This window comes from Geoalkalibacter ferrihydriticus DSM 17813, assembly GCF_000820505.1.
Classification (GTDB): Bacteria; Desulfobacterota; Desulfuromonadia; order Desulfuromonadales; family Geoalkalibacteraceae; genus Geoalkalibacter; species Geoalkalibacter ferrihydriticus.
On record NZ_JWJD01000002.1, the window covers coordinates 561,108 to 587,107 of the forward strand.

A 26,000-nucleotide genomic window follows, 5' to 3' on the forward strand; every position below is an offset into this window, starting at 1 on the left:
TCAGCGCCCCTCGATCAATGCCAGCATCTCACGCACCGCCTGATCCATCCCGACCAGAACCGCCCGAGAAATGATGCTGTGGCCGATATTGAATTCCTCGATGCCACCAAGCGCCACCACCGGGCGAACATTCTGATAGTTGAGTCCGTGGCCGGCATGTACGATCAGCCCCAATTGCTGCCCGAGGCGAACTGCCTGCTCAATCTTCACCAGCTCACTCTGCCGCGTTTGCGTATTTTTCGCATCACAGTAAGTGCCGGTATGAATCTCGATGGCATCGGCTCCCAATTCCTGAGCCGTCTCGACCTGGGCAAGGTCGGGGTCGACAAACAGACTGACAAAAATACCGGCCTCGCGCAACCGCCGCACCGGATTTTCCAGCAGCCCTCGCTGCCCGACCACATCAAGGCCACCTTCGGTGGTGAGTTCCGCGCGCCTTTCCGGCACCAGGGTGACACAGTCAGGACGCGTGCGTAGCGCGATGGCGACCATCTCTTCGGTTGCGGCCATTTCCAGATTGAGCCGCGTACGCACGGTCTGCCGCAGCACGTCCACATCGCGATCCTGAATGTGGCGGCGGTCTTCGCGCAGATGCACGGTAATGCCGCCCGCCCCGGCAAGCTCCGCCAAAGCCGCAGCGGTCACGGGATCGGGCTCGACCGTACCGCGCGCCTGGCGCACGGTAGCCACATGATCGACGTTGACTCCCAGACGTGGCACCATCATTTCACCTTTTTCTCGCCCAGGTGGCGATCGATTTCTTCGGCAATCTGGTGCGCCAATTCCGTAATCTGGTACTTGTCCTGGCCTTCGAGCATGATACGCAGCAACGGTTCGGTACCCGAGTAACGGATCAGCACCCGCCCGGTTTCACCAAGTGCTTTCCGCGCGTGATCGATGGCCTTGCGCACCTCGGGGATGTCTTCGATCTCCCTGCGTTCGGCAACCCGAACGTTGACCAGCACCTGAGGCAACGAAACCATAACCTCGGCCAGTTCGGAGAGGGGCTTGCCCGAGCGCTGCATGATCGCCAGAACCTGCAGGGCCGAAACCATCCCATCGCCGGTGGTGTTGTGGTTGAGAAAAATCAGATGTCCCGACTGCTCCCCGCCCAAAGTGTAGCCGCCCTTGCGCATTTCCTCGACCACATAGCGGTCGCCCACATCGGTCTTGACCACTTTACCCCCGGCCTTTTTGACCGCGATGTCCAAACCCAGGTTGCTCATCACCGTCGCCACCAGGGTGTTGTGAGCGAGGCGCTTTTCCTGAAGCATGGTGGTCGCACAGATCGCCATGATGTGATCGCCGTCGACCTCTTTGCCGAACTCATCGGTAAAAATGACCCGATCGGCGTCACCGTCGAGAGCCATGCCCAGATGGGCGCGATGCGTTTTGACCGCTTCGGAAATGACCTCTGGATGGAGAGATCCACACCCGGCGTTGATGTTGGTGCCGTTGGGCGTCACACCGAGGGGAATCACCTCGGCGCCGAGCTCTTCCAGAACAGCGGGCGCAACCTTGTAGGCCGCACCGTTGGCGCAATCGAGAACGATTTTGAGCCCCTTGAGGTCCAGATCGCGCGGGAAAGAATTTTTCAGGAAAACGATGTAGCGGCCCACGGCATCATCGATACGGAACGCCTTGCCCACCTCGGAAGCAACCGGGCGCAGGGAATCGATCTTGCCACTGTAGATCAGATCCTCCATCTTGAGCTCCAGCTCATCGGGGAGCTTGAAGCCATTGCCGGAGAAGAATTTGATGCCGTTGTCCTGGTAGGGGTTGTGCGAAGCAGAAATGACCACCCCGGCGTCGGCCCGCATGGAGGCGGTGATGAAAGCGATCCCCGGCGTCGGCAGGGGGCCGACCAGCAGAACATCGACCCCCATGGAGCAGACGCCGGCGGCCAGGGCATTTTCCAGCATGTAGCCGGAAAGCCGGGTGTCCTTGCCGATGACGATGCGGTGGCGACGGTTGCCGTCACGAAAAATATAGGCGGCGGCGCGCCCGAGTTGCATTGCGGTTTCAGTGGTTATGGGTGGGATGTTGGCAACGCCACGTACCCCGTCGGTCCCGAATAGCTTTTTTTTCATCACTGGGAATTTTCACCTTTCTCCATGTATTCTATCTCCGCCGGAGGCGGCGGCAGGATCCTTACCTGAAGCTCCACCGTTTGCTCTTCCTTGAGACGCGAATAGCGTCCCTGATACCTGAGGGGAACCATCAGGGTAAAACTTTCGCGCGCGCCACCGAGTTCCACGGGCTGAGTCGACACCTCGGTCACATCCCGAATTTCGCTTTCAGCTCCTTCGATTTCCACGCGCTCGGGTGAAACCCTGAAACCGTCGAGCTGATAACCTTCCGCGAGTTCGCCGGAAAAGACCACCTGCACGGGTACGGTTTTGCTGCGCACCCGTTCGAGGCGCACATCGACAAAGGATGGCGAGATGCGTGTCACCTTAAGGCCGCCGGGGATATCGAGGCGCTCTTCCAGCCGCTTAAAGGATGTCAAGCCGGGTTTGAGGTCGGCAAGATCGACGGAAAAGCTGATATCGCCGGAACTCAGATTTACCAGCAGCGTCCGCGGGCCGGTCAACCTGATATCCACCAGATTGGGCACCTCATTGGCGATCATCATCCCCTGGGGCACGTTGATATATTCAATCGGCACGGTAAAACCGATTTCCACCTGACGCTCGCCGATGACAAAAAACCACAGAATCAGCGCGAACACCAGCGAGAGAAGCTTGAGACTCCAGTTTTCCGTCAACTTCTTAAACATACGGAACGATCACTTCCTGCCAAGGGTGCGCATCTCAAGCAGGCGCTTGAGAACCCGCTTGAGGGAGGCGGAATCAAGATCGCGGGTAAGGCGCCCGCCGACCACGATAGAAATCTTGCCGGTTTCTTCGGACACGACGATGGCCACGGCATCCACCAATTCCGTCAGTCCAATGGCAGCCCGGTGCCGCGTACCGAGGTTCTTGCTGATGTCGGGATTTTGTGTCAGCGGCAAAAAGCAGCCCGCCTGCTTGAGACGTCCCTGCTGAATGACCACGGCGCCATCATGAATCGGCGAATAAGGCAAGAAAATCGAGGTCAGCAAATCGCTCGATACGCGCGCGTCGATCTCGGTACCGACTTCAAGAAAATCCTTTAGACCGGTTTCGCGCTCAATCACGATGAGAGCGCCGATACGCCGATTGGCCATGACCATGCAGGCCTTGACCAGTTCGTCGATGACCTCGGTTTCTTCGCGATAGGACAGGCCGGCAAAAAAAGGATTGCGGCCGACATGCATGAGCGCCCTGCGAATATCGTTCTGAAAAATGACAATGATGACAAGGATGATTGAGGAAAGAAAATTGTCCAGCAGCCAGTGCAAGGTGCGCAGATCACCGACCTGAGAGGCGACATAGACGAGGAGAATAACCGCCAAACCGAGCAACATCTGAACGGCGCGGGTGCCCTTGATCAGTAGAATGATCCGGTAAATGATAAAGGTGACAAGCGCGACATCCAGAAGGTCGAGCCACCGGATACTTTTCAGAACATCGAAGATTCCATCCATGTCAGCGCAACCCGCCGGCAACTTTCAATCGGGAGGAGAATAGGAATGTACGGCAAAGGCGGTCAGAGCGGCCTCACGGGCCGGACCGACATCATGAACTCGAAAGATCGAAGCCCCCGCAGCGACCCCCAGAGCCACGGTCGCAAGCGTTGGGTAGAGACGCTTGCGCGGATCGGGCTGATCAAGGAGGGCACCGAGAAAGCTCTTGCGCGAAGTGCCCAGCAACAAGGGTCGTCCCAGCTGGTGAAATTCCGGCAGACGACGCAGGATCTCCAGATTTCCCGCCGTGCTTTTGCCGAAGCCGATGCCAGGGTCAACGGCGATGCATTCCTGGGAAACCCCGGCAGCCTGGGCCATGGATATAGCCCGCTCTAGATACCTGCAGATTTCGCCGATCAGATCCTGATACCGGACATGAGCTTGCATCTGATCCGGCCGGTGGCTGGTATGCATGAGAAACAGTCCCGCTCCGGTTTCCGCTGCAACTCCGGCCATTTCAGGATCAAAATGCAGGCCGCTGATATCGTTGATGAAGTGAGCTCCAGCAGCAATGGCGGCACGGGCCACACGACTTTTGGTCGTGTCGATGGAGAGGGGAACCGACAGTTCGCAGCTCAGAAGTTCAATGACAGGAACAACCCGCGCCAGTTCCTCCTCCGCAGTAACCGCAAGGGCGCCGGGACGTGTGCTTTCGCCACCGATATCGAGAAGATCCGCACCTTCATCCACCATCAAACGCGCCCGGTCCAGAGCGGCACGCGCGTTGACGAAGCGGCCCCCGTCGGAAAAGGAATCAGGCGTTACGTTGAGAATCCCCATGATGCAGGGACGCCGCAGATCGAGCCGGCAGGAACGTCCGACCAGACTACCTACCACTCAGGGCTCCTCCCGACGATCCTCCGCACTGAGACACCCTTCGTCACTGGGAGCGATGGTGCGCCCGGGAGGCGTCTTCGTCCCCTCAGAAGATTGGTCCTCGGGCTCATCTTTCGCTTTATCTTGTGCGCCTTGATCCTTGGGCACTTCTGTCTCGCCGAAGGTCAGGCGCCTGATTTCGGCACCATCAACCGTTTCGCGCTCCAGCAGCGCAAGAGAGATGCGCTCAAGGGCATCGCGATTCTCCCGCAGGATGTTGCGTGTGCGGTCATAGCAGCTCTGCACAATTTCACGAATTTCATTGTCGATTTCGCGCGCAGTTGACTCGCTGTAGTTCTTCATGTGGCCCATGTCGCGCCCGAGAAAAACCTCCCCTTCCTTTTCACCGAAGGTCAGAGGACCGAGCTTCTCGCTCATGCCCCACTCACACACCATCTTCCGCGCAATATGGGTGGCGCGTTCGAGGTCATTGGAGGCGCCGGTGGAGATACTCGGGAATACCAACTCTTCGGCGACACGTCCGCCGAACAAGGCGCAGATGCGCGTAAGCAGACCCTCTTTGGTTTCGTTGTATTTCTCCTCCTGGGGCAAGTACATGGTCACCCCCATGGCGCGACCGCGAGGGATAATGGACACCTTATGCACCGGATCAGCTCCGGGCAGAAACATGGCCACCAGGGCGTGCCCCGCCTCATGATAGGCGGTGACCTTCTTCTCATCTTCGGTAATTGCCATGGAGCGCCTTTCGGCACCCATCATGACCTTATCCTTGGCCGCCTCAAGATCGGCCATATGGACCTTGTCTTCATCCTTGCGCGCCGCCAGCAGTGCCGCCTCGTTGACCAGATTGGCCAGATCGGCACCGGAAAAACCGGGCGTGCCCTTGGCCACGACCATCATATTGACATCGCTGGCCAGGGGAATTTTTCGGGCATGCACCTGGAGGATTTTTTCGCGGCCGCGCACATCCGGCGGCGGCACGACCACCTGGCGGTCGAAGCGGCCAGGGCGAAGCAGCGCGGGATCGAGGACGTCGGGGCGGTTGGTGGCCGCGATCAGAATGACACCCTCATTGGACTCGAACCCATCCATTTCCACCAGCAACTGGTTAAGCGTTTGTTCACGCTCGTCATGGCCACCGCCTAGGCCGGCGCCGCGGTGTCGACCGACAGCATCGATTTCGTCGATGAAAATGATACAGGGAGCGTTTTTCTTGCCCTGTACGAACAAGTCACGTACGCGACTGGCACCAACCCCGACAAACATCTCCACAAAGTCAGAGCCGGAAATAGAGAAAAAGGGCACGCCAGCTTCCCCGGCGATGGCCCGCGCGAGGAGAGTCTTGCCGGTGCCGGGAGGACCGACCAGGAGTACGCCCTTGGGGATTTTACCCCCCAAGCGCGAGTACTTCTTGGGATCTTTGAGAAAGGAAACGATTTCTTCGAGTTCGTCCTTGGCTTCTTCCACACCGGCGACGTCGCTGAAGGTGACGCGGGCCGTATTTTCGTTGAGCAGCTTAGCCCTGCTCTTCCCAAAGCTCATGGCCTTGCCGCCCCCCGACTGCATCTGCCGCATGAAGAAAATCCACACAGCAATCAGCAGCAGGATCGGTCCCCAGGAAATCAGCAGGGTAAACCAGAAACCACGATCCTCAACCGGCTTGGCTTCGATCACCACCCCGCGTTCCTTGAGTTCGGGGATGAGTTCGATATCGGCCGGCGCATGTGTTTTGAAGGCGCTGCCGTCATCATAGACGCCTTCGATCTGCTGGCCTTGGATGGTAACTTCCATGATCCGGCCGTCGGAAACGGCCGCCAGAAATTCAGAGTAGTTGATCGTTCGATGTTCAGGCTCTTTCTGGGTCATCATATTGAAGAGCATGATCATCAGCAAAGATATGACCAACCAGAGCGCCAAATTTTTATAAAACTGATTCACTTTTCCCCCTGATTCAGGACAGGTTCTCGCAAACCGCCGCAACTGAGCGGAATCACCTTAAACTATCGAAGAAAAGTACCACAGCATCCACGGATTCACAAGCGAAGAGTCTCCATTTTTGCGTCATTGAGAACGACGCGGAGGATTTTCCCCGGTTCCGGCAGCGGCAGCAGCCCCTCGCAGCGGCGCAGACCGGCAACCCAGAGCACCCTGCCCGCACCAAGCAAAAGCGGAACCCGACCACGCTCTTCGCGCGGCAAGCGCGCTTCGCGAAAGACGTCCTTGACCTTCTTCTGCCCCCCCAGGCCCGTTGGGCGAATCCGGTCCCCGGCGTGCCAGGAACGAACCCGCAGCGGAAAGGGAATTTCGCAAGCGCAAAATTCAACAGCATGTGCGCCTTCACCGAGAGCCTGATCGCTCAAGGAAACCTGCAGGGTCCGCCCCTCGGGAAGCACATAACTACCCGGGGCGGGAATCTCGATGGAGAAGGGCAGCGCAGCCTGCGGGGGCGCACCGCGCAAACGCAGCACCCCACAGTCGGCGGCCACCCACAATCCCGGCAGATGGCACTCCTTGTATTCACCACCGCCCTGGAGTAGCGCGGCAGCGGCATTCACATGCTTTTCTTCGATGGCCCGCAAATCCCCGCGTACCTGCTCCATGGCGCGGCGCAACATCCGGTCACGCAGCGCCGGGTGCCACCGCCGACACTCGCCCAGCGCAAGGCGAACTTCGCCTTCCGCCATGGACAGACTGCCGACCTGCGCCGCCCAGTAATCTTCTTCGCAGGCAAGTCGTTGCGCCAGGCGGCAAAGCCCTTCTTCGATGCGCGGGTTGAAAGTTTGCAGCAGGGGCAGCAACTCGCTGCGGATACGGTTGCGGGTGAAACGCGGATCCCGATTACTGGGATCCTCGACCCATGACAAGTCGTGAGCGCACAAATAGGCGAGGATCTCTTCCCTGGAGATATCGAGCAAGGGCCGTATCAGAGTCCCTGAGCGGGGCTGCATGGCAGCCAAGCCCCCCGGACCGGAACCGCGCACCAGGCGCTGCAACAAGGTTTCCGCCTGATCTCCCCGGTGATGGCCCAGGGCGATCAGCTGACAACCCGCCTCGGCGGCAGCCTCACGCAAAAAAGCGTACCGCACCTCGCGCGCGACCTGCTCCACACCGCCCTGCCCACAGCCAAGAGCCGTGTTCACGGAAATGCGGCGCTTCACCAAGGGTACGCCCAGAACAGCACAGAACCTGCGGACGAAATCCGCCTCATCCCGGCTTTCGGCGCGCAAAGCGTGATCCAGGTGAGCGGCACACAGGTCGATGTCGAGCTCGTCGCGCAATCGCCATAACAGGTGCAGCAGGGCCACGGAATCACTGCCGCCGGAAACAGCGACCAGAACGCGATCTCCGGCCATCAACAATCGGTGATGGCTTATCATCCTGCGGACTTGTTCAATCATGCGTCAAGACCCGCGCCGACGCCGGCGCACAACAGAAAAACCCCCTCCGAAGCCGGAGGGGGTTTTTCTTGCGGTTGGTGGCGGTGCAGAGATTCGAACTCCGGACACTGCGGATATGAGCCGCATGCTCTAACCAACTGAGCTACACCGCCATGAAAAGTAGAAAGCTTCGACAAAGCAAGCTTGTTTTTTTGGTTGCGGGGGCAGGATTTGAACCTGCGACCTTCGGGTTATGAGCCCGACGAGCTACCGGACTGCTCCACCCCGCGTCACGGAAACAGGAAGGTATCCAAAATCCAGAAGCAAGTCAAGAGATTTTTCACACCCAGCTCTTCGCCGGAATCCGCCCGCTGAGGCAGACGGGGTCAGGCCTTAGCGGTTGGCGACAAAGGCATCGATTTTTTGTTCAGTTTTAAGACGCGTAACCATGACTTGCGCTTCGGCTGACTGCGCATAGGGACCGAGCCGCACCCGGTACCAGACGCCACGCTCGCCGAGGTCGGCCTGCTGCACAAAGGCAGGAAAGTTTTTAGCCTTCAGGCGATCACTGAGGGAGCGGGCATCGTCCGCCGAACGAAAAGATCCGACCTGCACAACGAAACGCCCCTCGGCGGTTGCCGCGGGCAAATCCCTTGCAGCAGGCGCCGCGGCGGGGGGTGGGGACGCAGGGGCAGTGGCTGACGGGCGATCGGCAGCGGGCGCCTGAGGCTCATCCGTTGCCGGCCCTGCGGTCTTCGTTGCCGAGGTCCGCGGCACATTGATTCCGGTACCCAGGGGCGCTTCTTGCCCCCGGGGCAGGGTATCAAAGAAGGTCAGGGGTTCCTTTTCGGGCGCAGCCACGTCCTGTTTGGGTTCGGCGACTGGCGGAACAGCCTTCGGAGGGTCTTGCTTGACGACCTGAATACGCTCAGGTTCGCTCTTGGCCGCGGGAATGGCAGGCTCCGACGAGCCGCTCTTGCCGATCATGACCCCCAGAGAGAAGCTGACCAGGGAAACCGCCAACATCAGCACAAGCAGCAGCAGTGCCTGTTTTTTTTCCATACGTCGCTGGCTTCGCGATTTTACGTCACGGGTCATGGTCGAGATACCTCCCTGCTACATTTTTTCCGGTGCCGAAACACCCAGCAAACGCAGGGCGTTATGCAGGACGATCCGCACGCAATTAACAAGATACAGGCGCGCTCGGGTAGTTTCCAGATCTTCGCTGATCACCCGGTTGCGGTTGTAATAACTGTGAAACTGAGCCGCAAGCTCCTGCAGGTAAAAAACCACCCGGTGAGGCGCAAAGCTTTGAGCTGCGGCCACCAGGGTTTCAGGAAACTGCGCGAGGTACTTGGCCAAGGCCAGTTCGTCGGAGAGCAGCAGACGATCGAAATCGACTTCGCCCAACTCGGGCACCCTCAGCCCTTGTTCGACAGCCGCACGGTTGATGCTGCACACCCGCGCATGGGCATACTGCACGTAATAAACCGGGTTGTCGTTGCTCTGTTGCTTGGCCAGCTCCAAATCGAAATCGAGCTGGCTGTCGGAACGGCGCATGAGGAAGAAAAACCGGCAGGCATCGCGCCCCACCTCGTCTATAACTTCGCGCAGCGTAACAAACTCACCGCTGCGAGTGCTCATGGCCACCGGCCGACCGCCGCGCAACAGGTTAACGAGCTGCACCAGTATCACCTGCAGGTCCTCGGGACTGCGCCCCAGGCCGGTAAGCGCCGCTTTCATGCGCGGCACGTAGCCGTGATGATCGGCACCCCAGACATCGATCACCATGTCATAGCCGCGGTCGAGCTTTTCCTTGTGGTAAGCCACATCGGAAGCAAAATAGGTCGTAGCGCCGTTGGAGCGCACCAGAACTCGATCCTTGTCATCGCCGTAGGCCGTAGTGCGAAACCACAGGGCCCCCTCTTGTTCGTAGGCCAGCTGACGCTCACGCACCAGTTCGATGCCACGCGCGACCTCACCGCGGTCATAGAGACTCTGTTCACTGTACCAGCGATCAAAGCGCACCCCGAAGGCCTGCAGATCTTCGTCGATACCGGCCAGGATACGGTCGCCGCCGAACCGCGCGAAATACCGCAAGGCATCGTCCTCGCCCAGGTCGAGCAGGCGCCGGCCTTCCTGGTTCACCACGATGCGCGCCAATTCGCGAATGTAATCGCCCTGATAGCAGGTGGCGGGAAACTCAACAGCTTCGCCAAGCAATTCCCGGTAGCGCAGGTACAGGGAAAGCCCCAGAGTCTGCATCTGGTTGCCGGCGTCATTGATGTAATACTCACGCTCGACATGATACCCGGTGTGCGCGAGCAGAGCCGCCACCGCATCACCGGTGGCCGCGCCACGGCCGTGGCCGATGTGCAAAGGTCCGGTGGGATTGGCGCTGACAAACTCAACCTGAACTTTCTTGCCCGCGCCGCACTGGCTGCGGCCGAAATCGGCTCCGGCCCGCGTGATGTCGTCGAGCACGCCGTACCAGCAACGGTTGGCAAGAAAAAAATTAATAAACCCGGGTCCGGCAATTTCTACCTGTCGCCACAAGCCGTCTCCAGCACCGAGGGCCAAAAGCAATTCCTCGGCGATTTTGCGCGGCGCTTTCTTCTCGGCGCGCGCCAAAAGCATGGCTAAATTTGTCGCGAAATCTCCGTGATCGGCGTGAGCAGGGACTTCGAGAACGATCTCGGGGATCTCCCCCGAATGCAGACGGCCCTGGTCATAACAACGACGCAGGGCCTGTTCAATCTGGGTCTTGAGGCGATTTTTCATGAAAAGTCTGTCTTTCTCGGGCGAATTTGGTGTGCATTTTAATTACGTGCATTCTCATGCCAGGGCAGAGGCAGGCCTGATCCGCGCGGTGGAATCCTAGGGGCGGGTCTCTGCCTCGGGCAAAAGCGCCTGCTCCGGCCAGGAAGTGGAGTGGAACTGATAAACCAGCTCGCCTTCTTTGACCATGCCCAATTCTTTGCGGGCAATCCCCTCCAGATGTCGGTCATTATTGCGCAAGCCCTCGATTTCGCCACGCAAACGCGCGTTGTCGAGTTCAAGCTCAGCGATTTTCTCCTGCAACGAGTGCTTGTACTGATGCATGCGCAGGGTTTGGAGAATTCCCCGGTCGCCGAACAAAGCCAAGCCAACCAGCACCAACACCAGAAGAAGCATCCATTTGGAGGGACGCCAAGATGTGACCACTGAGGATATGTCTTTTTCGTCGGCGGCCATGGCTAATACATCCACAGGCCGCACGCAAGCGGCCGAAGAAAGCTTGATTTTTGGGAGAATCAGCGAAAGGCGAAGGGGAAGCGGGAGCGGGCCGGCACCTAGAATCAGTCGACGGTTATCTGGTTGCGAATCCGCTCAAGAGTCGCCGCGCCGATGCCATCCACCGCCAGAATATCTTCCACTGCGGCAAAAGGCTTTGCCTCCCGATATGCCACAATGCTGCGGGCCTTGACCGCACCGATACCGGGCAAAACTTCCAGTTCCTCGGCCGAGGCGCTGTTGATATCAACCAGAGCCGCCTGGGCGACACGCTGTGTGGCTGCATCCTGTGCCAGCGCTTGGGCTCCTCCCCCCAATAAAATCATCAGAACAAATAAAACCGCATAAACAGATTTTTTCATAAGAAACACCCTCCACTATGTCACAAATAAATAAGTGAAACACCAAAATTACTTCCGGCCCCTCCCGAGGCATAGAATTAGCACAGCAGAGGAAACAGGGTCAACGATGTTTTGTGGCCTTGCCCAGTCCGTCAATCGGCGCGAGCGAGGGATCCCCCGAATTTTCCGACCCGCCCGACACCGGTGAGGGCAAAGGAGATCAGGTAGCGCGTTTCATCGGGACGATCGCTCAGGGTCAGGAAAAGACTCCAGCATTGAGAGCGATATTCGAGATCGAGAACCGTTTCCAGGGTTGTTGCGGAGCGCAAATCATGGCGATAGAGAAGATCGGCATGCACGGGATGCAGAATGGCGGTACGCAGGCGCGCCTCCAGATAGTCCAGATCCTCGCGCAGATAATGATAACCAAGCGCGGCACCATTTCCGCGCTCGTCATCAACCCCGGCATCAACGCTCAAGGTGGCAAAACCCATGCCCTTGCTTTCAGCGGTCTGAAAATCGTAACGACTGTCAATATCCAGATACCCCCAACGGGTTGGACGTAACAGCAGTTCCGCACGCAGATCGGAGAAGGGCCGCAGGTTATCGCGTGGGTTGAGAGGGTCGGCAGGAGACTCACGGATGTCGTATTGCTGCGAGAGGCGAAAATATAAGAATTCGTGATAATGTGCCGGTCCGTCTGGTGGTTCGATGCGCGCTGTCAGGCGGTTGGTGAGACCGTAAGAAACACGATGCAGGCCGCCGATACGGTCCTCGGCGTCGAACTGCGGCAAGCGCGACTCATCGCCGCGCGGGGTATAAGAATGCGTTGCGTCAGGACCAATGAGGTGTTGAATACGGGAAATCCGCCGCCCCTGCAGGGAGAATACCCGGGCAAAGGTAGAGGAAAGACGGGTTGAAAATTCGACCATGCCTTTTTGCGAAAAATCATCTTCGGCGCCGGAAGCGGAATAGAACCGCTGACGAAAGGCTAGCTCGGGGGTGACTTCAAGCACTCCGACCTGAAAAGGAGCGGCGAGGGTTGGCCGCAGGCTCAAACGTTGACCCTTGTCGCCCGCACGGCGCCAGAAGTGGTCGTAGCTTCCGTCAAAACCGAAAAACAAAGGCGACTCGGCCAGGCGGCGGGGAATGGCGGAAAAACGCACTTCGGGCAGACGCTGTAGCGTAGTGCCGGTGGGTTGATCAAGGTTCTTCAAGTATTTAAGCTGGCCGCCGAGGGTATACTTGTCCCAGGAACGGCTGACAAAGATTTTGGATTCCGTCTTATCCCGATTGTATTCTCCGGCGGCTTCGCCGAAGGTCTGAAGATAGTCGCGGTCACTGACATATTCCACATCGGCCCCAAGCCGCAATGCCCCGGGCAACTCTCCGACGTTGCGCCAATCAACGGCATAGGCGTCACCCTGATCATTGATGCCGCTGATGTGATAAAGCATCGCCTCGCCTTCATGATCGGCAAAAATATAACGGTATTCCAGCCCCTTACCGATGCCCAATTCGGTGAGATAATCCAGATGGAGGGTGGCATCCTGGTTGGGCGCGATGACTTGATAGTAGGCCAGGGAGACCTCCCAGCCGCGACGGTCGGAATAGCCATAGCGGGGCATGAGAAAACCCGATTCGCGCTCGGTTTTGGCCGGATAGAAAAAAAAAGGAACGTAGAGAACCGGCAGATCCTTGAGATAGAATCTGGCATGGCGGCCCTTGGCGATACGGCCCAGGTTGACCTCCAGATCCCGTGCGCTGAACTGCCAGTCGGGTCGTTCTCCGTCGCAGGTCGTGAAGGTGCCTCGCGCGAGACGATATTGCTGGGCACTAAGCCGCTCAATCCCCTCTCCGGTGACGTAAAGATTTTGCTCGGCCAGAAAAAAACGCCCCTGGGCCATGCGCCCTTGCCCGGTCTCCAGATTGAGCACCAGATCCTCACCGCGCAAAGTGCCTTCGGCATCAATCACGGAGACCGTTCCCGGCGCCCGAGCTTCGCCGCTTTGAGGATGCCACTGGACTTCGTCTGCCAGCAAAGTCAAGTCGCCCTGCCGGATGCGCACATTACCACGCGCCAGAAAGAGTCCGGTCTGACGATCGCTACTGAGATAATCGGCCTCGATCTCCACCGGCTGCGCACCCTGGCGCGATACCGGGCCGAGGTCATCGGCGCCACTGCTCACCGGCACCAGCAGCAAAAGCAAAAATAGCAACCCGGCCGGCGGAAAGCATCGTACACCTCGTCCCATCATTGCGGCACCTCGGCCTGGGCCATGAGCCACTCACGCACCTCGGCCACCAGGTAAAGCGAGCCCGCCACCACCACCAAGGGCGCCTGTGGCCAGTCGGCCAATGCCTGACGCAAAGCCGCCGAGGGCGATGGGCAGATACGCGAAATGCGTCCCTGACTGCCGAGGTATGCGGCGATATCTTCTGCCGGAACAGCTTTGTCAGCCCCCGGCTCGGCAATGTAGGCCTCAGCCATGAGGGGCAGCAAAGGGGCGCAAATATTTGCGGGACGACGTACGCCGCTCAGTCCCACCACCCAAGGCAGACCGCTCAGCCCCTGCCCTTGCAGATAAGCGGCGAGGACTCCCGCTCCGGCGGCATTATGGGCGCCATCGAGAAGTACTGCAGGGCTTGACTGCCAACGCTCCAGGCGACCAGGCCAGGTCAGAGTTTCCACGCCGCGGCGCAGGGCTGTTTCGGACAAGTTCCAGCCTTGTTCCTGAAGCACCTCGGCGACCGCCAGCGCCAGCGTAAGATTATCACGCTGATGGGCCCCGGCCAGGCTCGGGCGCAACCCTTCAAGCTTGAGCCGTTGCCCGCGATAATCAAAATGTTCGCCGTGCATGATGGCGTAAAAATCCCTCCCCGCCAGGCGCAACGGCGCGCCAGCCTGGTGGGCCAGTCTCTGCAGTGCGGCAAGGGCTTCGGGCTCCTGACGAGCGACAACCAAAGCCGCACCTGCCTTGATGATTCCGCCCTTTTCGGCGGCAATCGTCGCAAGATCTGCACCCAGGTGCTCGGCATGGTCCTCGGAGACCGGTGTTATCACCGCCACCTGCGGCTGCACCACGTTGGTCGCGTCGAGCCTTCCGCCCATGCCGACTTCCAACACCATGCAATCGACTTGCTGCTCGCGAAAATAATACAGGGCCAGAGCCGTGGTAAATTCAAAAAAAGTCAGCGGAATACCGGCGGCGCGTTCGCGCAACAGCTCCGTAAGACGTACCACCTCGGCTTCGTTGATGCAGTGATCGTTGATGCGAATCCGCTCGGTGAAGGAGTGCAGATGCGGGGAAGTGTAAAGGCCGACGCGAAAACCGGCCTCGCCCAAAATTCGGGTGAGGCCGGCGCAAACCGAGCCCTTGCCATTGGTCCCGGCCACATGGATGACCGGACAGCATTTCTCGGGATGACCGAGACGCTCCAGCAGCCGCAGGACGTTGGTCAATCCGAGTTTGATACCGAAACGCTGCAGACCGTAGAGGTAGTCAAGAGTTTCGCGAAAAGGCACCGCTCAGCTCTTGGTCAAGATGCGCAAAACCTGGGACAGGCGCGCCTTCATCTCCTGGCGGCGCACAATCATGTCGATCATGCCGTGTTCGAGCAGATATTCGGAGCGCTGAAAGCCCTCCGGCAAGGTCTGGCGAATGGTCTGCTCAATGACGCGCGGGCCGGCAAATCCAATCAGAGCACGCGGCTCGGCAATATTGAGATCGCCTAACATGGCAAAACTCGCCGTCACCCCGCCAGTGGTCGGATCGGTCAAAACAGAGATAAAGGGCAGACCGGCGGCCTTGAGCTTGGCCAGTGCGGCGCTGGTTTTGGCCATCTGCATCAGGGACAAAATGCTTTCCTGCATGCGCGCCCCGCCCGAGGAAGAAAAAATCAGCACCGGGCGGCGCTCTTCGAGTCCTTTTTCGATGGCCCGCGTGATCTTTTCTCCCACCACCGAGCCCATGCTGCCACCCATGAAGCCGAAATCAAAGACCGCCACCACCACCGGAAGTCCGTCAATGGTGCCGCCGCCACAGACGATGGCATCACCCATGGCGGTTTTCTTCATGGTCGACTTGATACGATCCTTGTATTTTTTGCTGTCCTTGAATTCAAGAAAATCAACCGAATGCATGCCGGCGTCGATCTCAACAAAAGAGTCGGTATCCAAGACCAATTCGATGCGCTCGCGGGCACTGATACGAAAATGGTAATCACACTTGGGACAGACGTTGTGGTTGCGCTCGATTTCCTTACTGTAAATGATTTCGTTGCAGTTTTTGCATTTGGTCCAGACCCCTTCGGGCATCTGCACCTGCTTCTGCTCCACGGGCGCAATCGGCGCCTTTTTTTTCAAAAACCAGGCCATGAATGTATCCTCGCCAGCAGCGCAATGGCTTTTAGGTGAAAAGCAAAATTCCCCGTCCGCCGCAAACAACGGACAGGATACCAGAAAGCGAACCGGCCGCAATGATCCGGTTCGACAAGAAATCAACCCCGTACAGGTAGAGCCTGTTTGAGTGTACGCACAAAGGTGTCGACCCGCTCATACAGGTCGGGTGACGTGGAATATTCGGCGATGACCTTGACCAGAGCACTGCCGACCACCACCGCGTCGGCAGATTGGCCGACAGCCGCCGCCGCGGCCGGGGTATTGATGCCGAACCCCACGGCCACCGGCACCGGGCTGAGGGTGCGCAGATGCTCGACAAGGGGTGCAATGGCCTGGGGATCGGCCTGTTGCGCACCGGTGACACCGGTCATGGAAACAAAGTAAAGAAAGCCCTCACCCTGCGCGGCCAATGTCGCCAGGCGGGCCGGGGGCGTGGTCGGCGCGATGAGCTGGATGAAATCGACGCCCGCGCTACGCAGATAAGGGTGAATCTCGTCGCGTTGCTCCGCCGGCAGGTCAACCAGCAACACCCCATCGACCCCGGCGCCGGCGGCTGCATGAGCGAAACGCTCGCAGCCGAATCGAAATACCGGGTTGAAATATCCCATGAGCACCACCGGGATCCGGATCCGGTTCCGTACCCGCGACACCATATCGAGAATGCCCTGCAAAGTCGTGCCGGCAGAAAGGGCGCGTTCGCTGGCCAATTGAATAGTGGGACCATCGGCCATGGGATCGGAAAAAGGTACTCCCAACTCGACAATATCGGCCCCCGCATCAGCCAAGGTCAACAGAAGCTTCTCCGTGATCTGCAGATCGGGGTCGCCTGCGGTAATGAAGGGGATCAACCCGACTTCCCCGGCAGCTTTGAGTCGTTCAAATGTTTGTGCGATACGGCCCATGTCAGTCCTTAGGGCAAATAAATGTTGCCCTGTTTATAGAAAAATTCGTCGTTCTTTGCAAGCGTCTTGTACAGCTCGGGGCCGGGTCGGCTCCTCATAAACGATCAGGCATCCCCGGCGGGCAGCCTTAGAGTATCGGGGGCTGCCCCTAGACGCAACTGCAATGATTTAAGCACCGCCTGGTGATAGCCGGAAAACCGCTCCTGCGAGGTGATACGCGCCAAAAAGGCCTGCGGACCGCGGATCCGGCTCTGCATGACAAAAACGGTGCCCCCTGTCGCCCCGGATAGTCGCAGGCTGGTATGGGTGGTACTGCCGAGTATGCCGTCACGCACCCAACTCAGTTTGCGCCCGGGCACCACCGTTTCAACGATGGCGGGCTTACTTCCCGGATCACCCTTGAGGGAGAGATCCAGGCGCGCACCGGGCTGCAATGCCGGGGTGACTTTGGCTGCTTCGAACCCGGGCCACCATTGTGGCCACTGCTCAACCGCGGACAAAACGGTCCACACCTCGGCGGGTGAAGTGGCCAGCAGCACCTCATCCTCGCGCGTGAATTCGGTCTGCCCTGTGACGGTCATCATGACGACAAACGCCACCAGTAGCAGCGCGGAGCACACCAGAATTTTCTTCAACATTTACTGCCCCTGCCGTCAGGATGATCCCGCATCTCCGCCCGAAGGTTTGGGGCGCGTGCGGCGACGGCGCGGCGGACGTTTGCGCTCGCCAGGCGCAACCGATTTTTCCGGAACCGGTGCCTTTTTGCGGGGATGAGGACGCTTATAATTCCAGAGAAAATCATCCTCGCCGGGAACCGCACTAGGAATCCGGCGGCCGAGATATTCCTCGATATCGCCAAGATGCAGCACGAGCTCCTCGTCCGCCAAAGAGATGGCTTTACCCGCCGCGCCGGCGCGGGCGGTCCTGCCGATGCGATGCACGTAGTCCTCGGGGTCCTGTGGCAGATCGTAGTTGATCACATGGGTGACATCGTCCACGTGAATCCCGCGAGAGGCCACGTCGGTGGCCACCAGAAAACGCAACAGGCCATTTTTGAATTCGTTCAGAATGCGCATGCGCTTGAGTTGCGGGATGTCGCCGGAAATCACCGCGGCACGAAAATCGTTGGCTCGCAATCGCTCGGTAAGATGTTCCGCCTCGCGTTTGGTGTTGACGAAAACCAGCACGCGATTGGCGTCCTCCTCCTTGGCAAGCAGCCCAAGCAATAAAGGAAATTTCTCCCTGCGGGAAACATGGAACAAAATCTGCTCCACCCGCTCGGCGGTCATCTGCTCGGGCTCAACCTCGACGCGCTCAGCGACGTTCATGAATTCATAAGCGAGTTCGCGCACCCGGTGCGACAAGGTGGCGGAAAACAGCATGGTCTGGCGCTGGTCGAAGGACGGCAGACGACGCAGAATAAAGCGCAGGTCACGGATAAAGCCCATATCGAACATACGATCGGCTTCGTCGATGACCAGAAATTCAATGCGCCCAAAGCTGAAGACCTTCTGCTTGGCATAGTCAATGAGCCGTCCCGGGGTGGCCACGATGACATCGACGCCGCCGCGCAGGGCATCGCGCTGCTTCTGATAGTCGATGCCCCCGAAGATGGGCTGCACCTTAAAGGGGACAAAGGCACCCAATCCCTTGGCGTCTTCACAGATCTGCGCCACCAGTTCACGAGTCGGCGCCAGAATCAGCGCGCGGGGATTGCTGCCTGTCTCGCGGGGATTGCGCAGCATGCGGGTAAACAGCGAGATAAGAAAGGCGGCCGTTTTGCCGGTGCCGGTCTGTGCCTGGCCGGTAACGTCATGGCCCGCCAGGGCCAGAGGGATCGACTCTTCCTGAACTTGGGTAAGGTCGGTAAAGCCCACCGTCTCGATGCCCTTAAGTACTTCCGGCGGCAAATTGAGCTCGGTAAATTTCATGAAAGTCCTGTCTGTCAATTCTTGCGTTTACAACTCGACGCCGATGGCCTCGGCGACGGTTTGCATGTCCTTGTCTCCGCGCCCCGAAAGGCAGACGGCAATGATCGCTTCGCGCGGCAGAGTCGGCGCGAGCTTGGCCACATGCGCCAGGGCATGCGCACTTTCCAGGGCGGGAATGATCCCTTCCAGGCGCGTCATCATTTGAAAAGCTTCAAGGGCTTCATCATCCGTCACCGCGACATATTCGGCGCGCTTGATTTCATGAAGAAAGGCATGCTCGGGGCCGACCCCGGGATAGTCGAGGCCGGCGGAAATAGAGTGCGCGTTGAGAATCTGTCCAGCCTCGTCCTGCAACAGAAAGGTTTTGTTGCCGTGGAGCACGCCGACCTGTCCGGCGCTGATGGAGGCGGCGTGTTTACCGCTGCCGATCCCCAAGCCGGCCGCTTCGACGCCGACCAGACGTACAGCGGTGTCAGCCAGAAAAGGGTGAAACATCCCTATGGCATTCGAGCCGCCACCGATGCAGGCCAGTGCCACATCGGGCAGGCGGCCCACGGCCTCAAGTATCTGCGCGCGGGTTTCACTCCCAATGACCGCCTGGAAGTCGCGCACCATTTGCGGGTAGGGATGAGGTCCGGCGACGGTGCCAATAACATAAAAGGTGTCGCGCACATGGGTGACCCAGTAGCGCAGAGCCTCATTCATGGCATCTTTGAGGGTCGCCGTGCCGCTGGTCACCGGGTGGACCCGGGCGCCCAACAGTTTCATGCGAAAAACGTTTTGGGCTTGTCGGCGAATATCCTCCTTGCCCATGAATATTTCACATTCAAGCCCGAACAATGCGGCAACGGTGGCGGTTGCCACGCCATGCTGTCCGGCGCCGGTTTCGGCAATAACCCGCTTTTTCCCCATGCGCCGGGCCAGAAGTATCTGCCCCACGGTGTTGTTGATCTTGTGTGCGCCCGTGTGGTTGAGATCTTCACGCTTGAGGTAGATGCGCGCGCCGCCATAGTGTTCGGAGAGCCGCCGGGCCAGATACAGAGGCGAGGGACGTCCGACGTAGTGGGTGAGATAGTCGGTGAACTCGGCTTCGAAGGCGGGATCCTTGCGGGCATCGGCGTAGGCCTGCTCAAGTTCGATCAGGGCCGGCATGAGCGTTTCGGCAACGTAGCGCCCGCCGAATTGCCCAAAGTGGCCGCGGGAGTCGGGATGGTTGGTCATCATACGTCCTTTTTCGGCTGGGCCCGGGGCGGGCTGCAAGCCGGAACGGGTTGGTTCATCCAAGGCCGACGGCTTTGGCGTTGCGGATAAACGCGGCGACCCGGTGCGGATCCTTGTGCCCGGGAGCGGATTCCACTCCGCTCGAGACATCGACGGCAAAAGGTTGTACCGCCTCAACGGCAGCGGCCACATTCTCAGGCGTCAGCCCCCCGGCCAGGATCACCGGCTGAAGTCGCGCCTGCGTCGCGGCCAGCTCCCAGTTGAAGGTTTCACCGGTCCCGCCGTAGTGTCCGGCCACCCAGGCATCGAGCAGCAGCGCTGCCACCGGATAGTCCGCAGCGTGCGCCAGGCTCGATTCGTCGCGCACCCGCAGCGCCTTGATCACGCGTCGTCCGTCAAACCGGCAATCCATGGGAGCTTCATCACCGTGCAACTGTAGCACATCGAGACGACAAAAATCAGCGATGGCTAAAATGCGCTTGCGTGATTCATTAACGAACAGTCCGGTCGCGCTGACAAAGGGCGGCAGGGCGGAGACTATGGGACGAACCTGCTCAGGTGTCACGCACCGCGGGCTCCCCGCGTAAAAGACGAAGCCCAGGGCATCAGCACCACAGGCAACCGCATGCCGCGCATCGCTCAGGGTGGTGATACCGCAGATTTTGACGCGCACCCCTCTCATTGCGACAGCAGCAAACCTAGAGTTCTACCCGCGGCAAATTCGCCAGGGATTCGCGGATGCTTTCGGCAGGATACTCATAGTCTTCAAGCTGCCCCGCCAGATAGGCATCATAGGCCGACATATCAAAATGACCGTGCCCCGAGAGGCAAAACAGAATGGTCCGTTCGTGCCCCTCTTCACGGGCCTTGATCGCTTCATCAACCGCGGCGCGCACCGCGTGGGACGATTCGGGCGCCGGAACAATTCCTTCGGTGCGGGCGAACAGCAGCGCCGCCTCGAAACACGCATTTTGCGGATAGGCGATGGCCTCGATAATGCCTTCATGATAGAGCTGGCTGACGAGGGCACTCTGGCCGTGATAACGTAGACCGCCGGCATGAATACCGGGTGGCACGAAGTCATGGCCGAGGGTGTACATCTTGGTAACGGGCGTCAACTTGGCCGTGTCCCCGTAATCGAAAGCATAAACGCCTTTAGTCAAAGTCGGACAGGAGGCGGGCTCAACCCCCACCAGACGAATGTCCTTGCCGTTAACCTTGTCGCGCACGAAGGGAAAGGCGATGCCGGCAAAATTGCTGCCGCCGCCACAGGCGCCGAACACCACGTCGGGATAGTCTCCGACCATCCGCAATTGCTCCATCGCCTCCAGACCGATCACGCTCTGATGCAGGCAGACGTGATTGAGCACGCTGCCCAAAGCGTAATTGGTGTCTTTGTGACTGGCGGCATCTTCCACAGCTTCACTGATGGCAATGCCCAAGGATCCGGGGGTGTCCGGTGTCTGCTCGAGAATTTGGCGGCCGACCGCCGTAAGCGAACTGGGGGAGGGAATCACCTTGGCCCCCCAGACCTCCATCAGGCTTTTGCGATAGGGTTTCTGCCCGCAACTGACCCGCACCATATAAACGGTGACCTCCAGGCCGAAAAAAGACGCAGCCAGAGCCAGAGAACATCCCCACTGACCGGCCCCTGTTTCACTGGCCAGGCGACGAATTCCGGCCTGTTTGTTGTACCAGGCCTGCGGAATCGCGGTATTAGGCTTGTGCGAACCCGCCGGGGAAACCCCCTCGTTTTTGTAGTAGATCTTGGCAGGCGTTTTGAGCGCCGCCTCCAGGCGGTGAGCACGGTAAAGAGGTGAAGGGCGCCACAACTGATAGGCCTTGAGCACATCTTCGGGGATATCGATCCAGCGCTCACGGCTCACTTCCTGCTCGATCAGAGCCATGGGAAAGATTGCCGAGAGATCCTCGGGAGCGGCCGGTTTGCCGGTCTTTGGATGAATGACCGGAGCCATCTGTCCGGGCATATCGGGGATGACATTGTACCACCGCTTGGGAATCTGATTGTCATTGAGCAGGATTTTGGTCTGCACGCTATTCTCTCCAGAAAGAATCAGTCGATCAGGCTCTTAAGTTTGGCTTCGATATCCGTCTCACGCATCAGGCTTTCTCCGATGAGAAAGGCGTCAGCGCCGGCGTCTTTAAGTCGCTCTATATCAAGGCGATCATGAATGCCGCTTTCCGTCACGCGCAAGCGCTGCGGCGGGATCAACGGCAAAAGTCGCTCGGAAATCCGCAAATCGGTAACAAAGGTCGAAAGGTTGCGATTGTTGACGCCGATAAGGGCCGCCGGTGTCTCCAGCGCCCGCCGCAGCTCCTCTTCATCGTGGATCTCAAGCAGGACCTCCAGGCCGAGTTCCGCCGCCAGGTACGAAAAATCAGCAAGCTGACCGCCGTCAAGAGCGGCGGCGATAAGCAGCACCGCATCAGCTCCGGCCACCCGCGCTTCATGGAGTTGGTAGGCATCCACGATAAAATCCTTGCGCAACAGGGGCAGCGCCACGGCATTGCGAATCATCCCAAGATAAGCAAGCTCGCCAAAGAAAAAGTCGCGATCGGTGAGAACCGACAAACAGGCGGCGCCGCCGCGTTCATAAGCCCCGGCAATGGCAACGGGGTCGAAATCGGCGCGAATGACGCCCTTGGAGGGAGAGCCCTTTTTGACTTCGGCAATCACAGCCGTGCCGCGGGCCGCACATTCCTTAAGCCGCACTCGAAAAGGGCGGCAGGGTGCCAGATCGGCGACGCGGGCACCAAGCTCAGCCAGGGGAACCTGTGACCGGGCGGCATCGACCTCTTCGTGCTTGCGCGCGAGTATGCGAGGAAGTATCACGGCAGGGTCCCTTCCTCGCGCACGGCGCTGGTCAACCGCACCAAACCATTGAGACGCTCAAGCGCGGCACCGCTATCGATAGCTTGGCGCGCTAAGTCGAGAGCCTGGCGCATCTCGGAGGCGCAGCCTGCTGCCACTAACGCAAAGGCCGCGTTGAGCAGAACGATGTCGCGCCGCGGTCCCGGATCGCCTGCGAGGATGGCGCGTACAATGCGGGCATTGACCGCGGCATCTCCCCCCTGCAATTCGCTTAGGGCGCAGCGCTGCAAAGCAAAATCTTCAGGTGTGACGCGATACTCGCGAATAAGGTCACCATCGATCTCGGCAACAAAAGTGGCTCCGGTCAACGTCACCTCATCCATGCCGTCCTCACCATGCACGATAAAGCCGCGCCGGCAGCCGAGGTTGGCCAAAACGTGCGCCAGGGGCGCGACGAGATCCTGCCGATAAACCCCCAGAACCTGCCGGTTGGCACCGGCGGGGTTGGTCAACGGCCCGAGAATATTAAAAATGGTGCGGATGCCGATTTCGCGACGCGGCCCGATGGCGCGCTTCATGGTGCCGTGCAACGCCGGGGCGAAAAGGAAACCAACCCCGATTTCACTGATGCACTTTTCCACGACCTGTGCCGGCACATCAAGATTCACCCCGAGCGCTTCCAACACATCGGCACTGCCGCACGCAGAAGAGATACTGCGATTTCCGTGCTTGGCAACCTTGACTCCACAGGCGGCGACAACCAGCGCCACCGTGGTCGAGACATTGAAGGTTTTGGTGCCGCTGCCGCCGGTACCGCAGGTATCAAGGATGCTTTCTCGATCCAGGTTGATATCGTCGCGGTCGAGATCGACCACCCCAGCAACACGAATCGGCGTGGCATGCGCGCGCATCACGCGCGCGGCGCCGGTGATTTCAGCGATGGTCTCACCCTTCATGCGCAAGGCGGTGATAAAGGCGGCAATTTGGGCCGGTGTCGCCTCGCCACCCATGATCTCGCCCATGACTTCAACCATCTCGCCTTCGCTCAGGCTCTGGCCTTCCACCACACGGGCAATTGCATTCTTGATCATGCGTTTCCCCTCATGTCATTTCCAGAAAATTCTGCAGCTGTTTTTTCCCTTCAACTGTCAGAATAGACTCAGGATGATACTGGATGCCCCACAGCGGCAACTCCCGGTGTGCGAACCCCATGATTTCTTTCTCGTCGGTCCAGGCTGTAATCCGCAGACATTCCGGAAGACTCGCGCGTTCGACGATCAGGCTATGATAGCGCGTGGCTTCAAAGGGGTTGGAAATTCCGACGAACAGGCCCGATCCATCATGAAAGACCGGACTGGTCTTGCCGTGCATCAGGCGCGCAGCGCGCACCACTCGTCCCCCCAGGGCCTGCCCGATGCATTGATGCCCGAGACAAACCCCCAATAGCGGAATTCGGCCGGTCAGTTCCTTGACGGCTGCCAGGGAAATCCCCGCCTCGTTGGGCGTACAGGGACCAGGGGAGATTACCAGGCGTCGGGGCTTTTTACGCAGAATGTCGGCCACGCTGATACGGTCGTTGCGATAAACCTCAACCTCTTCGCCGAGTTCGCGAAAATACTGGACCAGATTGTAGGTGAACGAATCGTAGTTGTCGATCATCAGCAACATGTCAGTCCAGTCCTTGCCGCGCGGTTTCGATGCTCTTGATCACTCCCTGAGCTTTGTTGATGGTTTCCTGGTATTCCGCCTCGGGACAAGAGTCTGCCACGATCCCGGCGCCAGCCTGCAAATGCAGCTGCCCATCCTGCACCACCAGAGTGCGGATCGCAATGGCCATATCCATATTCCCGGAGAAAGAAAAATATCCGACCGCGCCACCATAAATTTCACGGCGACAGGATTCTAGTTCCTCAATAATCTCCATCGCCCGGATTTTGGGGGCACCACTCAGGGTGCCGGCGGGAAAGGCGGCCCGAAACACATCAAAAGCATCGCAGTTAGCTTCCAAACGGCCCCGCACATTAGAGACAATGTGCATGACGTGCGAATACCGCTCAATCTGCATGAACTCGCTGACCTCGACACTGCCGGTGCGGCAAACCCGTCCGAGATCGTTACGCGCCAGGTCAACGAGCATTATATGCTCGGCACGCTCTTTAGGATCGGCCATCAGATCCACGGCCAGGCGCTGGTCCTGCTCGAAATCCGAGCCGCGGGGTCGGGTTCCGGCAATCGGGCGCACCTCGGCCGACTCCCCCTCCTTGCGCACCAGAACTTCCGGTGAAGCACCGACCACGAGCGTTTCACCGAAACGCAGGTAAAACATGTAGGGAGAAGGATTAATGGTACGCAGGGCACGATAGATATCAAAGGGATCCACATCCAGGGCACCCGAAAACCGCTGCGACAAAACCACCTGAATGATATCGCCGGCGCGCACATATTCCTTGCACCGTTCGACGGCCTTGATAAATTGAGCCTGCGTGAAGTTGGAAGAAAACTCCAGAGGCGGGCGCAACGCGCCATCTGGATAAGAGGGCGCAAAAGGCGTGCGCAGGCGCTCGATTAACGCCTCGATACGCGCACAACCGGCCCGATAAAGTGCTTCGATATCATCTCCTGGATGAACACTGACATTGGCCACCACCTTGATCTTATGGCTCATGTTGTCAAAGATCAGCAGTTCGTCCGTAAGCAAAAAACAGCAGTCGTAGGTGCCGATTTCACGGGAGCGAAGAGCCGGAAGATCCTCGATAAACCGCACCATGTCGTAACCGAGAAACCCAACTGCCCCGCCGCAAAAAGGCGGCAAACCAGCCAGCTCCACCGGGCTATAGGGCGCCAGCCACTCGCGCATGCGCCCTAAAGGATCGGCGCAGGGTGCCTCTTCAACCACCCGCCCGTTTTCAAGAATTTCGTAATGATTATCGCGGGAGCGAAAAATTCGCCCGCCGCCACTGCCGAGGAACGAATAGCGGGCCCACTTTTCGCCACCCTCGACACTTTCGAGCAAAAATGCATGGTCTCCATCATCAATCTTGCGAAAAGCCGACACGGGAGTTTCCATGTCGGCAAAAATCTCGCGATAAATGGGAACCAAGTTGCCCTGAAGGGTTAAAGCGCGGAATTCTTCGAGACTGGGGTGGTACATGAGAGCTCCTGGAAAAAATCGGACAAGGCTATCACGCGCAACCAAGCTTCGTCAAGCGTCCCCGCCCCTAGTCAGAACTGCGCTCAACGCAAAAAGGCAAGGGAACCTCCCTTGCCTTTTTGGAT

Annotated in this window: 24 protein-coding genes and 2 tRNA genes; all 26 read right to left on the reverse strand. The window is 58.9% G+C overall.

Going from position 1 to position 26,000, the window contains the following annotated elements; all coding sequences use genetic code 11:
• The gene (locus tag GFER_RS08710) at positions 1 to 723 is read right to left on the reverse strand and encodes a pyridoxine 5'-phosphate synthase (RefSeq protein WP_412171502.1); all 723 of its coding nucleotides are present in this window, start codon (positions 721 to 723) and stop codon (positions 1 to 3) included.
• Positions 723 to 2,090, reverse strand: coding sequence for a phosphoglucosamine mutase (glmM, locus tag GFER_RS08715; protein WP_040098405.1), 1,368 nt, complete (start codon positions 2,088 to 2,090; stop codon positions 723 to 725). The genes GFER_RS08710 and glmM overlap by 1 nt, the downstream gene beginning before the upstream one ends.
• Positions 2,090 to 2,779, reverse strand: coding sequence for a CdaR family protein (locus GFER_RS08720; RefSeq protein WP_040098407.1), 690 nt, complete (start codon positions 2,777 to 2,779; stop codon positions 2,090 to 2,092). Before GFER_RS08720 ends, glmM begins: the two co-directional genes overlap by 1 nt.
• Before the next feature lie 9 nt (positions 2,780 to 2,788).
• Positions 2,789 to 3,568, reverse strand: coding sequence for a diadenylate cyclase CdaA (cdaA, locus tag GFER_RS08725; protein WP_139171940.1), 780 nt, complete (start codon positions 3,566 to 3,568; stop codon positions 2,789 to 2,791).
• Between the two features lie 24 nt (positions 3,569 to 3,592).
• A complete protein-coding gene (folP, locus tag GFER_RS08730) occupies positions 3,593 to 4,444 on the reverse strand; it encodes a dihydropteroate synthase (RefSeq protein ID WP_040098409.1) in 852 nt (283 codons plus the stop codon).
• The gene (gene ftsH, locus GFER_RS08735; protein ID WP_082047983.1) at positions 4,445 to 6,382 is read right to left on the reverse strand and encodes an ATP-dependent zinc metalloprotease FtsH; all 1,938 of its coding nucleotides are present in this window, start codon (positions 6,380 to 6,382) and stop codon (positions 4,445 to 4,447) included.
• 95 nt (positions 6,383 to 6,477) lie between these two features.
• Entirely contained in the window at positions 6,478 to 7,842 is a 1,365-nt protein-coding gene (tilS, locus tag GFER_RS08740; RefSeq protein ID WP_082047984.1) for a tRNA lysidine(34) synthetase TilS, read from the reverse strand.
• A 75-nt stretch (positions 7,843 to 7,917) separates the two neighbouring features.
• A tRNA-Met gene (locus GFER_RS08745) sits at positions 7,918 to 7,994 on the reverse strand.
• 40 nt (positions 7,995 to 8,034) lie between these two features.
• Positions 8,035 to 8,111 (reverse strand) — tRNA-Met (locus GFER_RS08750).
• Positions 8,112 to 8,214: 103 nt separating this feature from the next.
• A complete protein-coding gene (locus GFER_RS08755; RefSeq protein ID WP_040098411.1) occupies positions 8,215 to 8,919 on the reverse strand; it encodes an SPOR domain-containing protein in 705 nt (234 codons plus the stop codon).
• Positions 8,920 to 8,937: 18 nt separating this feature from the next.
• Entirely contained in the window at positions 8,938 to 10,602 is a 1,665-nt protein-coding gene (gene argS / locus GFER_RS08760) for an arginine--tRNA ligase (protein WP_040098413.1), read from the reverse strand.
• Between the two features lie 96 nt (positions 10,603 to 10,698).
• Positions 10,699 to 11,055, reverse strand: a complete 357-nt coding sequence (locus GFER_RS08765) for an FtsB family cell division protein (RefSeq protein WP_040098415.1) — start codon at positions 11,053 to 11,055, stop codon at positions 10,699 to 10,701.
• 104 nt (positions 11,056 to 11,159) lie between these two features.
• Positions 11,160 to 11,456, reverse strand: coding sequence for a ComEA family DNA-binding protein (locus GFER_RS08770; RefSeq protein WP_040098418.1), 297 nt, complete (start codon positions 11,454 to 11,456; stop codon positions 11,160 to 11,162).
• A gap of 131 nt (positions 11,457 to 11,587) precedes the next feature.
• Positions 11,588 to 13,693: an LPS-assembly protein LptD gene (locus GFER_RS08775; RefSeq protein ID WP_082047985.1), complete on the reverse strand. Its 2,106-nt coding sequence runs from the start codon at positions 13,691 to 13,693 to the stop codon at positions 11,588 to 11,590.
• The gene (locus GFER_RS08780; RefSeq protein WP_040098422.1) at positions 13,690 to 14,961 is read right to left on the reverse strand and encodes a bifunctional folylpolyglutamate synthase/dihydrofolate synthase; all 1,272 of its coding nucleotides are present in this window, start codon (positions 14,959 to 14,961) and stop codon (positions 13,690 to 13,692) included. Before GFER_RS08780 ends, GFER_RS08775 begins: the two co-directional genes overlap by 4 nt.
• A gap of 3 nt (positions 14,962 to 14,964) precedes the next feature.
• Positions 14,965 to 15,813 (reverse strand): acetyl-CoA carboxylase, carboxyltransferase subunit beta, encoded by an 849-nt coding sequence (gene accD, locus GFER_RS08785; protein ID WP_040098425.1) that lies wholly within the window; start codon positions 15,811 to 15,813, stop codon positions 14,965 to 14,967.
• Between the two features lie 122 nt (positions 15,814 to 15,935).
• Positions 15,936 to 16,739: a tryptophan synthase subunit alpha gene (gene trpA / locus GFER_RS08790; RefSeq protein ID WP_040098427.1), complete on the reverse strand. Its 804-nt coding sequence runs from the start codon at positions 16,737 to 16,739 to the stop codon at positions 15,936 to 15,938.
• Between the two features lie 104 nt (positions 16,740 to 16,843).
• Complete coding sequence (locus tag GFER_RS08795) at positions 16,844 to 17,377, reverse strand: SRPBCC family protein (protein WP_040098429.1); 534 nt, start codon at positions 17,375 to 17,377, stop codon at positions 16,844 to 16,846.
• A 15-nt stretch (positions 17,378 to 17,392) separates the two neighbouring features.
• Positions 17,393 to 18,670, reverse strand: a complete 1,278-nt coding sequence (locus GFER_RS08800) for a DEAD/DEAH box helicase (protein ID WP_040098432.1) — start codon at positions 18,668 to 18,670, stop codon at positions 17,393 to 17,395.
• Between the two features lie 27 nt (positions 18,671 to 18,697).
• Positions 18,698 to 19,894 (reverse strand): tryptophan synthase subunit beta, encoded by a 1,197-nt coding sequence (gene trpB, locus GFER_RS08805; RefSeq protein ID WP_082047986.1) that lies wholly within the window; start codon positions 19,892 to 19,894, stop codon positions 18,698 to 18,700.
• Positions 19,895 to 19,946: 52 nt separating this feature from the next.
• Entirely contained in the window at positions 19,947 to 20,573 is a 627-nt protein-coding gene (locus tag GFER_RS08810; protein WP_040098437.1) for a phosphoribosylanthranilate isomerase, read from the reverse strand.
• 16 nt (positions 20,574 to 20,589) lie between these two features.
• Positions 20,590 to 21,945 carry a TrpB-like pyridoxal phosphate-dependent enzyme gene (locus tag GFER_RS08815; RefSeq protein WP_040098439.1) on the reverse strand — a complete coding sequence of 452 codons (1,356 nt, stop codon included), beginning with the start codon at positions 21,943 to 21,945 and terminating at the stop codon, positions 20,590 to 20,592.
• Positions 21,946 to 21,965: 20 nt separating this feature from the next.
• A complete protein-coding gene (gene trpC / locus GFER_RS08820; RefSeq protein ID WP_040098442.1) occupies positions 21,966 to 22,745 on the reverse strand; it encodes an indole-3-glycerol phosphate synthase TrpC in 780 nt (259 codons plus the stop codon).
• The gene (gene trpD / locus GFER_RS08825; protein WP_040098444.1) at positions 22,742 to 23,815 is read right to left on the reverse strand and encodes an anthranilate phosphoribosyltransferase; all 1,074 of its coding nucleotides are present in this window, start codon (positions 23,813 to 23,815) and stop codon (positions 22,742 to 22,744) included. Before trpD ends, trpC begins: the two co-directional genes overlap by 4 nt.
• A 10-nt stretch (positions 23,816 to 23,825) precedes the next feature.
• Positions 23,826 to 24,392: an anthranilate synthase component II gene (locus tag GFER_RS08830; protein WP_040098446.1), complete on the reverse strand. Its 567-nt coding sequence runs from the start codon at positions 24,390 to 24,392 to the stop codon at positions 23,826 to 23,828.
• A 1-nt stretch (position 24,393) separates the two neighbouring features.
• Entirely contained in the window at positions 24,394 to 25,875 is a 1,482-nt protein-coding gene (gene trpE, locus GFER_RS08835) for an anthranilate synthase component I (protein WP_040098448.1), read from the reverse strand.
• Positions 25,876 to 26,000: the final 125 nt, after the last annotated feature.

What these genes read in the sequence shown, in the direction of transcription:
- trpD (WP_040098444.1), bottom strand. Translation starts at nt 23,815, where the DNA reads ATGATCAAGAATGCAATTGCCCGTGTGGTGGAAGGCCAGAGCCTGAGC.
- GFER_RS08800 (WP_040098432.1), bottom strand. Translation starts at nt 18,670, where the DNA reads ATGAAATTTACCGAGCTCAATTTGCCGCCGGAAGTACTTAAGGGCATC.
- trpB (WP_082047986.1), bottom strand. Translation starts at nt 19,894, where the DNA reads ATGATGACCAACCATCCCGACTCCCGCGGCCACTTTGGGCAATTCGGC.
- GFER_RS08755 (WP_040098411.1), bottom strand. Translation starts at nt 8,919, where the DNA reads ATGACCCGTGACGTAAAATCGCGAAGCCAGCGACGTATGGAAAAAAAA.
- GFER_RS08710 (WP_412171502.1), bottom strand. Translation starts at nt 723, where the DNA reads ATGGTGCCACGTCTGGGAGTCAACGTCGATCATGTGGCTACCGTGCGC.
- GFER_RS08795 (WP_040098429.1), bottom strand. Translation starts at nt 17,377, where the DNA reads ATGTTGAAGAAAATTCTGGTGTGCTCCGCGCTGCTACTGGTGGCGTTT.
- glmM (WP_040098405.1), bottom strand. Translation starts at nt 2,090, where the DNA reads ATGAAAAAAAAGCTATTCGGGACCGACGGGGTACGTGGCGTTGCCAAC.
- tilS (WP_082047984.1), bottom strand. Translation starts at nt 7,842, where the DNA reads ATGATTGAACAAGTCCGCAGGATGATAAGCCATCACCGATTGTTGATG.
- trpE (WP_040098448.1), bottom strand. Translation starts at nt 25,875, where the DNA reads ATGTACCACCCCAGTCTCGAAGAATTCCGCGCTTTAACCCTTCAGGGC.
- GFER_RS08810 (WP_040098437.1), bottom strand. Translation starts at nt 20,573, where the DNA reads ATGAGAGGGGTGCGCGTCAAAATCTGCGGTATCACCACCCTGAGCGAT.
- cdaA (WP_139171940.1), bottom strand. Translation starts at nt 3,568, where the DNA reads ATGGATGGAATCTTCGATGTTCTGAAAAGTATCCGGTGGCTCGACCTT.
- GFER_RS08830 (WP_040098446.1), bottom strand. Translation starts at nt 24,392, where the DNA reads ATGTTGCTGATGATCGACAACTACGATTCGTTCACCTACAATCTGGTC.
- GFER_RS08775 (WP_082047985.1), bottom strand. Translation starts at nt 13,693, where the DNA reads ATGATGGGACGAGGTGTACGATGCTTTCCGCCGGCCGGGTTGCTATTT.
- GFER_RS08765 (WP_040098415.1), bottom strand. Translation starts at nt 11,055, where the DNA reads ATGGCCGCCGACGAAAAAGACATATCCTCAGTGGTCACATCTTGGCGT.
- GFER_RS08770 (WP_040098418.1), bottom strand. Translation starts at nt 11,456, where the DNA reads ATGAAAAAATCTGTTTATGCGGTTTTATTTGTTCTGATGATTTTATTG.
- trpA (WP_040098427.1), bottom strand. Translation starts at nt 16,739, where the DNA reads ATGGGCCGTATCGCACAAACATTTGAACGACTCAAAGCTGCCGGGGAA.
- accD (WP_040098425.1), bottom strand. Translation starts at nt 15,813, where the DNA reads ATGGCCTGGTTTTTGAAAAAAAAGGCGCCGATTGCGCCCGTGGAGCAG.
- argS (WP_040098413.1), bottom strand. Translation starts at nt 10,602, where the DNA reads ATGAAAAATCGCCTCAAGACCCAGATTGAACAGGCCCTGCGTCGTTGT.
- GFER_RS08720 (WP_040098407.1), bottom strand. Translation starts at nt 2,779, where the DNA reads ATGTTTAAGAAGTTGACGGAAAACTGGAGTCTCAAGCTTCTCTCGCTG.